This is a genomic window from Roseiflexus castenholzii DSM 13941 (assembly GCF_000017805.1).
Lineage (GTDB): Bacteria > Chloroflexota > Chloroflexia > Chloroflexales > Roseiflexaceae > Roseiflexus > Roseiflexus castenholzii.
This window is the reverse complement of record NC_009767.1, coordinates 1,163,699-1,176,871: the sequence shown is the minus strand read 5'-3', so window position 1 is coordinate 1,176,871 and position 13,173 is coordinate 1,163,699. Positions and strand designations below refer to the sequence as shown.

At 60.1% G+C, this 13,173-nt stretch carries 11 protein-coding genes; 10 read left to right on the top strand and 1 reads right to left on the bottom strand.

The annotated features are described in order from the left end of the window. Nucleotides 1-12 precede the first annotated feature (12 nt). Both RCAS_RS04600 and glgP read left to right on the top strand, forming a co-directional pair. Nucleotides 13-837 (top strand): hypothetical protein, encoded by an 825-nt coding sequence (locus RCAS_RS04600; protein ID WP_012119443.1) that lies wholly within the window; start codon nt 13-15, stop codon nt 835-837. Between the two features lie 149 nt (nt 838-986). Continuing rightward, entirely contained in the window at nt 987-3,128 is a 2,142-nt protein-coding gene (gene glgP / locus RCAS_RS04595) for an alpha-glucan family phosphorylase (protein WP_232280170.1), read from the top strand. Nucleotides 3,129-3,628: 500 nt separating this feature from the next. Here glgP and RCAS_RS04590 read toward each other — a convergent pair whose 3' ends face one another. Continuing rightward, nucleotides 3,629-4,291: a PspA/IM30 family protein gene (locus RCAS_RS04590; RefSeq protein ID WP_012119441.1), complete on the bottom strand. Its 663-nt coding sequence runs from the start codon at nt 4,289-4,291 to the stop codon at nt 3,629-3,631. 206 nt (nt 4,292-4,497) lie between these two features. Here RCAS_RS04590 and RCAS_RS04585 point away from each other — a divergent pair, with 206 nt between their 5' ends. From RCAS_RS04585 to RCAS_RS04555, 8 genes are all read left to right on the top strand, one after another. Then, complete coding sequence (locus RCAS_RS04585) at nt 4,498-5,322, top strand: ComEC/Rec2 family competence protein (RefSeq protein WP_012119440.1); 825 nt, start codon at nt 4,498-4,500, stop codon at nt 5,320-5,322. A gap of 215 nt (nt 5,323-5,537) precedes the next feature. After that, on the top strand, nt 5,538-6,203 hold the full coding sequence (locus RCAS_RS26590) for a DNA methyltransferase (RefSeq protein WP_332249649.1): 666 nt from the start codon (nt 5,538-5,540) through the stop codon (nt 6,201-6,203). 9 nt (nt 6,204-6,212) lie between these two features. Then, nucleotides 6,213-6,581, top strand: a complete 369-nt coding sequence (locus tag RCAS_RS26585) for a site-specific DNA-methyltransferase (RefSeq protein ID WP_332249648.1) — start codon at nt 6,213-6,215, stop codon at nt 6,579-6,581. 349 nt (nt 6,582-6,930) lie between these two features. Beyond that, a complete protein-coding gene (locus RCAS_RS04575) occupies nt 6,931-9,012 on the top strand; it encodes a SulP family inorganic anion transporter (RefSeq protein ID WP_232280169.1) in 2,082 nt (693 codons plus the stop codon). 170 nt (nt 9,013-9,182) lie between these two features. Continuing rightward, nucleotides 9,183-10,031, top strand: a complete 849-nt coding sequence (locus RCAS_RS04570; protein ID WP_232280168.1) for an alpha/beta fold hydrolase — start codon at nt 9,183-9,185, stop codon at nt 10,029-10,031. Next, nucleotides 10,031-11,026, top strand: coding sequence for an alpha/beta fold hydrolase (locus RCAS_RS04565; protein WP_232280167.1), 996 nt, complete (start codon nt 10,031-10,033; stop codon nt 11,024-11,026). The genes RCAS_RS04570 and RCAS_RS04565 overlap by 1 nt, the downstream gene beginning before the upstream one ends. A 5-nt stretch (nt 11,027-11,031) precedes the next feature. Further along, the gene (locus RCAS_RS04560) at nt 11,032-11,478 is read left to right on the top strand and encodes an ACT domain-containing protein (RefSeq protein WP_012119436.1); all 447 of its coding nucleotides are present in this window, start codon (nt 11,032-11,034) and stop codon (nt 11,476-11,478) included. Nucleotides 11,479-11,489: 11 nt separating this feature from the next. Next, a complete protein-coding gene (locus tag RCAS_RS04555; protein WP_012119435.1) occupies nt 11,490-13,172 on the top strand; it encodes a long-chain-fatty-acid--CoA ligase in 1,683 nt (560 codons plus the stop codon). Nucleotide 13,173 lies beyond the last annotated feature (1 nt).

Below are 13,173 nucleotides of genomic sequence, written 5' to 3'. Positions count from 1 at the left end.
AGGAGGCGCACCATGATCATCATCAATGTGCTGAATATCATAGCACCGATCGCAATCACCGTTTTTCTGATCGGCGTCGGAGTACGGCTGGGACGGTTCGCATGGGCGCTTGCGACACGGCGGCGTTTTCGCGGCGTATCACCGACCTTCGAGCATGCGCCACGCCGCCTGGGGTTCTTCGAGGCGCTGCATGCGGTGCTGTTCGGTCCGATCAAACATTTCTACAAGCGTGCCAACCCGACCTGGGGACGCGGCTATCTCTACTACCATATCGCCATTATCACCGAGGTCACCGGCTATACCATTTCGGCGCTGATCGTCTTTGCGCACATCATCTTCGGCAAACCGGTGCCGGATGTGGCATTGCACATGGAAGAAAGTTTCAACTACACGCCTGCCAACCTGCTGGCGCTCATCTTCGGCAACGGTGAGTCGCTCCAGTCACACTTTCTCTTTGGCGATTTCGCACCCTATTTCGTGGGCATCACCTGGATCGCTGTCGGATTTGCAGTTGTGGGGAATCTCCACCTCATGGTCACCCTGCTGCGAAAGCGGAGCGGCGCGGTGGTGGCAGACATCGATCAGGCAGCGCGCGGCATCCGCACACCGGGGCGTCTCCCATGGGATCGGCTCCTGGTGCGCAGCATTATTTTCTGTATCATCTGGACAGAACTGTTCGCGCGGCTCAATCTGGTGCATGGCATCGTATACGTCCACGCGCTGCTGGGTCTGGCGCTCTTCACACTCCTGCCATTCACCTATTTGTTCCACATGATCTACAATTTCATCGCCGTCTACTATGCTGTGCAACGTCGTATGGAGCGCACAATTGCGTAAACAATCGAAAGCCGGTTAACTTGCGTCCTTGCACAGAAACGTGTATAGTACGAGCAGCGCGTCGTCGCGCTGTTCTCCGCGTGTATTCTGATCCATCTCCATGACGATGATTGTCAACGGCGATGGCTGATGGGGTCAAGGAGGCGTCCTTGAGTATCAGAAGCGCCGATTTACTCTTTACACCGATTCCTGAGCGGATCGCCCGTCTCCGCGATCTGGCGTACAACCTGTGGTGGAGTTGGCATCCCGAAGCGCAGGATCTCTATCGCCACATCGACGCTGACCTGTGGGAGGAGGATCATCACAATCCGGTCGATTTCCTGCGCGATGTGCGCCAGCGCAAACTCGAAGCCGCCGCCGCCGATCCGGCGTATCTGGCGAAGTACGACCAGGTGATGGCGGCGTTCGACCGGTACATGGCGGCTGAGGACACCTGGTACCGCCGCACCTTCGGCAATGGCAACGGCAACGATGTGATGATCGCCTATTTCTCGGCGGAGTTTGGTCTTCACGAGTCATTGCCGATCTATTCAGGCGGTCTTGGCGTTCTGGCAGGCGATCACGTAAAAGAGGCGAGTGATCTGGGGTTGCCGTTCGTTGCCGTTGGATTTATCTACCCACAAGGATACTTCCGGCAGCGGTTGGATCCGAGCGGTTGGCAGGAGGCGATCTATTCTAAATTGAATTTCGCCGATATTGCGGCAACGCAGGCGCTGACTGCCGACGGGCGCGAGGTGGTCGTCGAGGTCGATCTGCCCGGTCGCGCGATCTATGCCAAGGTGTACCGCATCCAGGTTGGGCGGGTGTCGCTGTTCCTGATGGACACGGACATTCATCCGAACAGTCCGCAAGACCGCGAACTGTCGGCGCGTCTGTACGGCGGCGACCAGGAAATGCGCATTGCGCAGGAAATTGTTCTGGGCATTGGCGGGGTACGCGCACTGCGTCAACTTGGTATTCACCCGAACGTCTGGCACATGAATGAAGGGCACTCGGCGTTCCTGGTGCTCGAACTGGTGCGCGAGCAGGTCGCGCAGGGCATGCCGTTCGATGAGGCATGGCGCGAAGTGCGCGCACAGTCGGTCTTCACCACGCACACACCGGTGCCGGCGGGCAATGATGCCTTCCCGCTCCACCTCATAGAGAAGTACTTTGGGTCGTTCTGGACCCAACTCGGACTGACGCGCGAGCAATTCTTCGCTATTGCGCTGCAACATCAGCAGTGGGGACCAACGTTCGCCATGACCGTGCTGGCGCTGAAGGGATCGCATGTGCACAATGGCGTAAGTAAACTGCACGGTCATGTGGCGCGCGGCATGTGGCACTGGCTCTATCCAGGCACAGCGCAGGATGAGGTGCCGATCACCTCGATCACGAACGGCATCCACAGCAGCACGTGGCTGGCGCCTGCGATGCGCCGCCTGTACGATGCGGCGCTTGGCCCCGATTGGGAAGCGGACCTCGACAATGTCGCCCGCTGGGAGAAGGTGCGAGACATTCCCGACGATCAGTTATGGGAGACGCGACAGGCGTTGAAACGCGATCTTGTCATGCTGGCGCGTGAACGTGTTCGCCAGCGTCATCTGCGGTTGGGATCACCACCGCAGGTCTGGCCCGTGCTCGACGAGAAGATTCTCACGATTGGCTTTGCCCGCCGGTTTGCCACCTACAAGCGCGCCACGCTGCTGTTTCGCGAGCCGGAGCGTCTCAAGGCGTTGCTCAATCGCAGCGACCGGCCCGTGCAGATTATTTTTGCGGGCAAAGCGCATCCGGCAGACGATCCGGGGAAACAGTTCATCCAGCAGGTTTATCAGATGTCGCAGCAACCTGGATTTCTTGGGCGCATTCTGTTCGTTGAGGAATATGATATGGCCCTGGCGCGTGCGCTGGTTCAGGGGGTGGATGTCTGGCTCAACACGCCGCGGCGCCCATATGAGGCAAGCGGCACCAGCGGGCAGAAGGCGGGGCTGAATGGCGTCGTCAATGTCAGCATCCTCGACGGTTGGTGGCCCGAGGCGTACAACGGCAAGAACGGCTGGGCAATCGGCGAAGAGCGTGAGTACAGCAATCAGGACGAGCAGGACTGGCACGACTCGCAGCATCTCTACCGTATTTTGGAGCAGGAAGTCATTCCGACGTATTACGACCGGGGACCTGACGGTATCCCGCACCGGTGGCTGGCAATTGCAAAAGAATCGATTGCCACCATTGCGCCGGTATTCAGCACCCGCCGCATGGTCAAGGAGTACGTCACGCGGTTGTACCTGCCGGTGGCAGAAATACAGGCGTAGGAGACAGGTCTGCGACCTGCCCCCTGTGGTCGCCGCTACGACTGTGAGCGATTGGAGGGGCGCAGCACCGCAGCCGCTATACGGGCAGGTCTCGGACCTGCCCGCGCCGTCCTTTCAGGGGGAGGTTTTCTGACAGGCGCGTGTTAGTGCGAGTCGGCGTCTCGCCCGCGCAGGCAGGCTTCGCTTCCCCTTGCCTGCGCCTTCCGATGCCAGGCAGTCGCAGCGTGCTTATAGGGCGATCAACCAGATGTTGCACAATAGCCCGTGTTGACCGTCTTGTGGCTGACGTTGGCTGAGCCTGTCGGAGCCAACGTCAGCCGCGCCGCGTCCTGGATTGTCCAGGTTTTGGGTGATCTTAGAAGCACACCGAGAATTCACCCCTGTACACCTCGTCACCGCCCCTCAGCCCGACACGCCCGCCGCACCTGCAAAAAGGGGCGAGGCATCGGTTCGCCAACCGACGCCTCGCCCCACAACGATTGGACCCATTCAGATACCAATCAACCCTGTCCCAGCCGGCGCTTCAATTCCTCGAACTCGGCATCGACCGCAGTATCACGCTCCAGGTTGCGGAACTTGTTCTCCAGTGTATCACCTTCGAGCTTCGCCATCGCTTCAGCCTGGTCAAGGCGATCATCAACACGACTTTCGAGTTGATCCAGTTTGTCCATCGCCGAGATACGGGTGGCCTGGCGCACCGTGCGCTGGATTGCTTCCTGCGTCTGGGCGCGGTTCTTCTTGGCGATAATCAGATCACGCTTCGCCTGCACTTCGGCGACGCGCGTTTGCAACTGCACCAGCGCCTGCTCCAGTTGCTCGACCTGCTGCTCCTGCGCGTCAGACTGGTCGCGGTACTGCTCGTACAGTTTCTGCGCCTGCACCTTGCGCGCCAGGGCAGCCTTCGCCAACGACTCATCGCCAGCTCGCAACGCCGCCTCGGCCTTGCGGTCCCAACTTTCAACCTCAGCCAGATACTGCGCTTCCATACGATTGAGCCGCGCCAGGTCCGCCATCGCAGCGGCGACATTGGTCTTGACCTCGTACTCCTGGTTGTGCAACTGGCGCAGATACTCATTCGCCATTTTCTCAGGGTCTTCCGCATTGTCGAGCAGGGCGTTGATATTGGCGCTCAGAATATCGCGGATGCGGACGAAGATCGACATGTCTCCAGCCTCCTTGCAATCGTTCTCTTCCATTACCGACCGGCGCGCCTTTGCCGTCCAGGTGAATGCAGGCGTGTCGCCCGTTCATTCTAGCACAGCGTTACGGCGTTGTACACCCCCATATACGTCGTTGCCACAGTAAGGTTTCACGGGTATAATCGTATCCGGCAGGCAGCCGCGCGACCTGCGCAGCATCGGAGGCGGCGATGGCTGCACCATCATCGGACTCAGGTTTTCTTCGCCGTTTTGCTCCTCGCGTTGGGTTGATCATTGCTGCGCTGCTGGGACTCGCCTGGATGCAGCGACCCGATGGGCGCCTGCACGTGTTTCTTCCGGCGCTGACAGGAGATGCTGCGCTGGTGCAGACGCCTGACGGCAGGTATCTGCTGATCGATGGCGGCGCCGATCCGGACGCGCTGGTGGCGGCGCTGGGAAGGCGCCTCCCGTTCTGGCAGCGTGAACTGGCACTGGTAGTTGTGACCTCACCAGACGGACAACGCCTTCCGGGGCAGGTGGCGGCGCTGGAACGCTACCGGGCACAACGGGCGCTGGCGCCGCCAAACACCGTGCCAAACGCCACGTTCGACGCCTGGCGCCGGACGCTGACGCACAATGCCACACCGGTGCATAGGCTGCGCGCCGGGCAACGTCTGGCAATCGATGGCGTGACACTGCACACGCTGGATTGCACCGATCAGGGAGCGCTGCTGCGCCTTGATTATGGCGCGACGAGCGTGGTCTTTGCGCATAGCGCCACGTCCGACATGATCGAGCGCCAGGCGCCTGACCGCGCTGCGCTGCTCGTCTATCCCTGGCAGCACGACCCACACGCACTGCTGGTCGAGTCGCTGCATCCTGCGGTCATTGTCTACAGCGACGGCTATCAGACGCGGCACGCACCGCAGCAGACCTACCACGAACGCGCTATTGGCGGCGCGCGCCTGTACCACGAACGAGTGGACGGCGACATCGAGTGGATCAGCGATGGACGCCGCGCATGGGTGGTCACGTCGGCGCAGTCGGGGCGATAAGGGGCGATCAGATGACGTAGCACGTCAATCAGAGGCACAGGCGTGGCGAACAGGCGGGTCGCCCCAAAGCAGGATTGGCGCCGGCGACGCTCACATGCAAGCGCGGAAGCAGGTCTGATCTCGCGTATAATATTAATCAGAACACCGGTTCGCTGCACCACAAGAGTTGACCAATGATCGACGACTCGCCACACATTCCTGTGCGGATTGACCGATTGCCGCGCGATTTGCAGGAAACGTTTCGCGCACTGTATCCAATGAACGGTCAGAGTGAACAGGAGGCGAACACCGCTTCGACTCGCTCAGCGCACCGCTTCCTGCAACCCGATGCTCTGTATTGCGGCGATGCGCAGCAACTGCTTCCTCAAATAGAGCCGAACAGCGTCGCCTTGAGCGTCTGGTCGCCGCCCTATTTTGTTGGAAAAGAATATGAAGAGCATCTCTCATTCGATGAATGGCAAAATCTGCTCAGCACTGTCATACGGCTCCATTTCCCCATTCTCAAGCCCGGCGGATTTCTGGTCATCAATATTGCCGACATCCTCGTGTTCAAAGATCAAACCATGCCTCGCATTCAGGCGGAGGCGGTGAACAGGAAGCGATCGCCGGTCACGAGAGAGGATGTTCTCAAAGCAATTGAACAACATCCCGGATATAATCGTTATCAACTCGCAAAGCTTCTCGGTTGCAGCGAGCAGACGATTGACCGCCGGCTGCACGGCAATAATATTCGCGGTGGTAAATATGAAGTACAAACGAGGGTTAAGATAGTTGGCGGGATGGTCGAGGATTGGGCGTTGCAGGCCGGGTTGTACCCGTATGATCGAAGGATATGGGTGAAGGATGCGGCATGGGAGAACTCGCGCTGGGCAAGCCTTTAGTATCGTTCAGTGGATGAGTTTGAATATCTCTATTTCTTCTGGAAACCAGGCATCACCAAATTCGACAGAAAGAGACTTTCTCCAGAAGAATGGAAACATTGGGGGTCGAGAGGGGTATGGTATATTCCATCCGTAAGATGTAATGATGACCATGAGGCGAAATTTCCGGTCGAGCTGCCCTCCAGAGTCATCAGGCTGCTTACCGATCCCGAGGAAATCGTTCTCGACTGTTTTATAGGAAGCGGCACAACCGCAATCGCAGCAATTCGGGAAGGTCGCCACTATATTGGCATAGAAATGCTGGAAAAATATGTAAAACTTGCAGAAAATCGAATAGAAGTAGAAAAAGAGAAATTTGTTCAGAAAACCTTGCTGTAGTGCCGATATGATTATGGACTTGAGCAACATACAGAACAATCTTAATATTGTTGAAGATATTGAGAAGTCCACCTTACGTATGGTTACTCAAACCATGTACGATTGAGCTTCGCGCGTTTGAAAGCGAAGGCGCCCTGGCGCGTTCAACATATCCCGATGTCCCCTGAGGTGTTTCAGTGGAGTTCATAAAACACAATTTCTCACTGCTGCGTGTTATGCAGATTCGTCCCGCCAACATCCAATCTTGAATGTCCAGGACCAGTTCTCAGTTCTCGATTCTTAGTTCTCTCGCTCCATGCTTGCCGCCTTGCAGAAATTTCCCGCAACCATTGCGCGCCCTGTGGAGGTGATGCGCGGCTACTCCCTCGAAACCCTGCGCGCCGACCTGGTGGCGGGCGTGACCGTCGGGCTTGTGCTGCTGCCACAGGCGCTGGCATTCTCGCTCCTTGCCGGTCTGCCGCCGGAAATGGGGCTGTATTCCGCAATTGTGGCATCTATTATCGGCGCTCTGTGGGGATCATCGAGCCATCTGCACACCGGTCCGACCAACACGGCGTCACTGCTCACCCTCTCGGTCATCCTGCCGCTCGCCGCGCCCGGCACACCTGAGTTCATGGCGCTCGCCGGCATGCTGGCAGTGCTGGCAGGCGCACTGCGCCTCATCTTTGGGCTGGCGCGCCTGGGGCTACTGGTCAACTTCGTTTCCGACTCGGTCGCCGTTGGGTTTACGGCCGGCGCCGGCATCCTGATCATCTCCAATCAGATCGCCCCGATCTTGCGTCTCGACCTTCCGATGGGCGTTGGTCTTATTGAAACGTTCGTTCTGAGCGCAGCGCAGATTCAACGCACCCATCTACCGAGTCTGCTGCTGGGTGTTGCGACGATTGCGCTCATCGCCACCCTGCAACGATTGCGGCGACGCCTGCCGACGCTCCTGATCGCGCTGGTTGTTGTGTCGGCCATCGCCTGGGTGCTGCGTCTGGAGGAGTCGGGTGTGCGCACACTTGGCGTGTTGCCGCAGTCGCTCCCACCGCTCGCCAAACTGCCGCTGCTGGACCTGAACCTGATCGGGGCGCTGGCGAACGGGGCGCTGGCAGTGGCGATTATCGGGCTGGTTGAAGCCTCAGCCATTGCGCGCGCCATTGCCACGCACTCGCAACAACGCCTCGACAGCAACCAGGAGTTTATCGGGCAGGGGCTGGCGAATATCTGCGCAGGCTTCTTTTCCGGGTACCCGTGCTCCGGTTCCTTCAACCGGTCGGCATTGAGTTTTCAGTCAGGGGCGCGTACCAGCCTGGGGAATGCGTTCTCCGGCGTGTTTGTCCTCATCGCAATGTTCCCGCTCGCGCCACTGATCGCGCATCTGCCGCGTCCGGTATTGGCGGGTGCGCTGGCAATCACAGCCTGGAGTATGGTCGATCATCTGGCGATCCGGCGCATCTGGCGCGCCGACCGCGTTGATGGAACCATTTCGCTGATTACGCTGGCGGCAACCCTCTTCGTACCGCTGCAATTTGCCATCATCAGCGGCGTGCTGATGTCGCTCGGCGCGTACCTGTGGCGCACCAGCGCGCCGCGCGTCCAGAGCGTGCTGCCGGATGCCGCCTTCCGCCATTGGGAGTATCAGCCACATCTGCCGGTGTGTCCACAACTGGCAGTTGTCGATGTGCTTGGCGATCTCTACTTTGGCGCCGTCAATCATGTTGAGGAGCAGATGAACGTTTTGCTGACCAGGAATCCAACCCAGCGATTTCTTTTGCTCCGCATGCACAGCGTGCAGCGCTGTGATGTCAGCGGCATCAAGATGCTTCAGACCATCGTGCGCCAGTATCGTGATCGTGGCGGCGGGGTCTACTTTGTGCGCGTGCGCCAGCCGGTGCGTCAGATGATGGACGTCACCGGCTTCACGCAGTACGTGGGAGCAGACCATTTCCTGGACGAAGATCACGCGATTGACCATCTTTTCCATCGCGTGCTCGATCCGGCAGTCTGCATTTACGAATGCGAGGTGCGCGCATTCCGCGAATGCCAGAACCTGCCGAAGCGTCCGCTCCCTCCAGAAGCCATACCGCTGCTGCCAGAACGAGGTGCGCCACTTCAGGTTCCGATGATCGAGCCGCGTGAGTTATGGCAGCAGATCCGCAGCCCATACCCGCCGCGTGTCATCGATGTGCGCGAGCCGCGCGAGTATCGCCAGGGGCACATTCCGCAGGCTGAGTTGCTGCCGCTGTACGAATTGCTCACCCACTCCGACAACGTGCGGCGTGATCGTCCCATTGTGCTGGCATGCCGCAGCGGTCGCCGCAGTGAACGCGCCGCCGCGGCGCTGATGCGTCGCGGGTTCGACCGGATAACGATCTTACGCGGCGGTATGCTGGCGTGGGAGGCGAGCGATCTGCTCATGGCGATTGGGCAGGAAAACGGCGGTTGAAGAGGGGGCGCGTTGAATGTGGCATGCCAACCCTCTCCCCTCAGAGTTTCAAAGGCGGACCGCGCGCAGGAGCGGGGAGACCGGCGCCATGCGCGCGGCCGTCCCCCGGTGGGCGTGCCGGTGTTCGCCGGGATGGTCTGTCCGCCTTTAAACCCTCAGAGTGTGGTATCATGCGATCAGGACCAATACCGCCAATCCCAATGATCGACACACCAGCCATCTCGCCAATTGAAGCATGGTGCGCCGTGAGTCGTCTGCGCTACAGCGCTGCCGGCGCCGGTGAGCGCGTCATTGCACTGTTGCATGGATGGGGCGACACGAAAGAAATCTGGCACGCCACGATTGCAGCGCTCTCAGCGCGTACCCGCGTCTTTGCGCTCGATCTTCCGGGGCATGGCGGCTCGCCGCTTGACGGCGCGGAACGCATGCAGCACATTGCCGGGCGGGTGGCTGCATTCTGTACAGCGCAGGAGATTCATCGGATCACGCTGGTTGGTCACTCGATGGGGGGGAATGTGGCGCTGGAGTTGACGCTCACCCACCCGCATCTGGTGGAACGCCTGGCACTGGTGGCGCCTGCGGCGTTGGGAAGCGCCATGCCGCCCTACACACGGCTCTACCTGCAAGACGGATATGGGTGGGCAGCGTTGCGCGCGTCATTGCTCCTCTACCGGGGATTGGATGCGCTCGCGCGTCATTGGCGCCCGATTGCCGGCATGGAGCGCGTACTGCCGGGGCTGCGTCGCGCCACATGTGCTGCACACCACGATCCCGAAGGGTTGCGTCGTCTGCTCAATGGGTTGTTTGCCAATTCACTCGATGAACGCCTGGATCAGGTGTGTGTTCCAACGCTAGTGATCAACGGCGATCGCGACCCCATCGTGCCAGCAGAACTGTCGCGACGGGTTGCGGCTGCTATTCCCGACGCGCAATTCGTCGCACTGCGCGGGGCGCTGCACCACCCGATGGACGAACAACCCGAAGTGTTCCAGCGCGTATTGCTGGAGTTTCTTGCCTGATGGAATTGACGCGCACAATTGTCACCGTTGCCAAAAGTGCGCCTGTGCGCCTGAATATCGCGGCGGGTTGCGGCTGCTCTTCCTGGCGCGCAATTCGTCACGCTGCGCGCGACGCAGCGCCATTCGATAGACGAACGACCCGAAGCGTTTTAGCGCGCATTGCTGGGGTTTCTTGCCTGATGGAACTGACGCGCACAATCGTCACCGTCGCCGGAAGTGCGCCTGTGCGCCTGAGCGTGATCGATGCTGCGCCTGTCGAAGCGGCACAAGGCACAATGGTGTTTATCCATGGCGCCGGTGGGTGTGCAGAACAATGGTTGCCGCAGTTGACCCGCTTTGTTCGCAATTACCGCGTCATTGCGTTCGACCTTCGCGGACACGGTCAATCCGAGGCGCCCCGCTCCGCCTACACGCTGGAAGAGTTCTTGTGGGATTTCACCCAACTGCTCGACCGTTTGCAGGTGCGTGAACCGTTCATTCTGGCAGCGCACTCGTTTGGCGGACCCATCGCGCTGACATTTACCGCCGCGCAACCACAGCGCGTCGCGCGGTTGGCACTGTTGGCGACGGCGCCGGAGATTCATTTGCACCCGGTGCTCGAAATGGCGCTGAAACTGCCGATCCCGCTTACCGCCCTCGAACGATTGCGCCCTGTGCTCGCGCCCAAACTGCACGCGCCATTGTTCGTGATCAAGCGCGTGCTGGCAGGAACACTCTTTCCCTGGCGCGGCTGGGACTTGCTGCCGCAGATAACCACGCCGACGCTCATTATCGGCGGGCAGTTCGACTTCATTGTACCGCCATCAGTATTGCAACGTATGCACCGCATGATGCCCGGATCGCGCCTGGAAATTATCCGGTATGCCCGTCATTTGCCGCAACTCGAACGTCCGCAAGCAGTCAATCGCGCCATCGAGCATTTTATTGGCATCCGGCGCAGTTGGCGCGGTGAGGTTGAAGATGACGATATTCTCAGGGAGGAGGGGCTTTTGTGACTCGTATGCACGATCCACGCCTGCCTGACATCCTGCGACGTTTGCGCTGGTCGGTGTTGCCGGAACGATACGTTCTCGCCGGGATCGATCCACACGAGTCGGCGGTGGTCATCCGCCTGCTTGGCGGACTGCGCGCCCGGCTATGGCAGTTGTTCGTCGCTCCCGACACGGTGACTTTCATTCTGCCCGAAAACGATTGGCGCGCTGTCAGCCCGGCATTTCCGCGCGCTCGCATCGAGCGCCCCTACCGCGTCGTCAGTTTTGAGATCGATCTTCCGCCAGACCTGACCGGCTTCCTTGCCCTCATCAGCACTGCGCTGGCGGCGGAGTCCGTGCCGATTGTGGCAATTTCCGGTTTCAGCCGCGATCATCTGCTGCTGCGCGAAGTCGATCTCGACCGCGCGCTGGCGGTGCTCGATTCGCTCGTATCGTCCGCAGCGGCGGAAGGTTGAACACGCGACATATGCCTGACCATCCATGGCTCGCCTTCTATGATCCTGGCGTTCCTGCCGAGATCACGGCGCCGGAATGCATCCTGCCCGATCTGCTCGCCACAGCGGCACACGCATATCCGGCAGCGCCGGCAATACTGTTCTACGGGCGCGTCGTCAACTATGCCACCCTTGATCGCCTGGCAACACGTTTTGCCGTCGCACTGCTGAAATCGGGTGTGCAACCCGGCGAACGCATCGCGCTGGTGTTACCGAACATTCCACAGGCGGTCATTGCCTGCTACGGCGCGTGGCGCGCGGGGGCGATCGTAGCATTGACCAACCCCATCTTCGAGGCGGGAGGTCTGGTGCGCCAGTTGACCGATGCAGGCGCAACAACGCTGATTGCATTGAGCATGTTCCACCCGCTGGTTGTGGCAGTGCGCGAACGCGCTGGCGTGCAACGGGTTATCTACACCAATCTGAAGGAGTTTCTGCCGCCAGGGCAGCGACGTTTATTTACGCTTCTGCGCCAGGAACGCGAAGGACACCGCGTTCCCGATGATGAGGCGCGCCGGGCGCTCTGGATGGCGCACATGCTGGCAGAAGAGCCGGGGGACTCCCTTCCTCAGACGAGTCCTGGCAAACCGGCGACAATTCTGTACACTGGCGGCACGACCGGCGAGGCAAAAGGGGTCGTCCATACGCATCGCAGCCTGGTCGCCAACGCAGTGCAGGTGGCGGCATGGCTCCCTGCGGCGCGCCGCGGCACGGAACGGGTGATCTGCGCGCTTCCGTTTTCCCACGCCTATGGCATGACCGCCTGCATGAACTTTTCGGTGGCGATTGCTGCCGCCATGATCCTGCTGCCAACGTTCGAGACCGGCAATGTCCTGCACGCCATTCGCCGCGAGCATGCGACGATCTTCCCCGGCATTCCGCCCATGTATGCCGCAATTGCTGAGATCAAGGACGCGCGGCGATATGGTCTGGCGTCACTGCGCGCCTGCATTAGCGGAGCTGCACCGTTGCCCATTGAAGTGCAGGAGGGGTTCGAGCGCGTCACCCGCGCCCGTCTCGTCGAAGGATATGGGTTGACCGAAGCCGGTCCGGTGACGCACGCCAACCCGCTGGGCGTATCACACGAGCGCCGCGCGACGATTGGCATTCCGCTGCCATCGACCGAAGCGAAGATCGTCGATGCGACAACCGGCGCCGACCTGCCGCCGGGACGCATCGGCGAACTGCTGGTGCGCGGACCACAGCTCATGCAGGGGTACTGGAATCGCCCGGTTGATACTGCGGAAGTCTTCACATCAGATGGCTGGCTGCGCACCGGCGACATGGCGCGTATGGACACTGATGGCTTTTTTCAGATCATCGAACGGAAGAAAGATGTCATTATCGCCGGTCCGTACAACATCTATCCGCGCGACATTGAGGAAGTGCTTTATCAGCACCCCAAGGTGCTGGAGGCAGCGGTTGCCGGCGCTCCTCGTGCTGAAGGACAACCCGATCTGCGCGCATTCGTCGTGTTGCGGCAGGGAGAGCGCGCCACCGCCGATGAAATCATTGGGTTCCTCCGCGAGCGCCTGAGCGCGCACAAGGTGCCGTCAGTCGTCGAGTTTCGCGATGCGTTGCCGCGTTCGTTCATCGGCAAAGTGTTGCGGCGCGCGCTGCTCGATGATCGCTCCGAACACAGCGATCGGGGTTGAT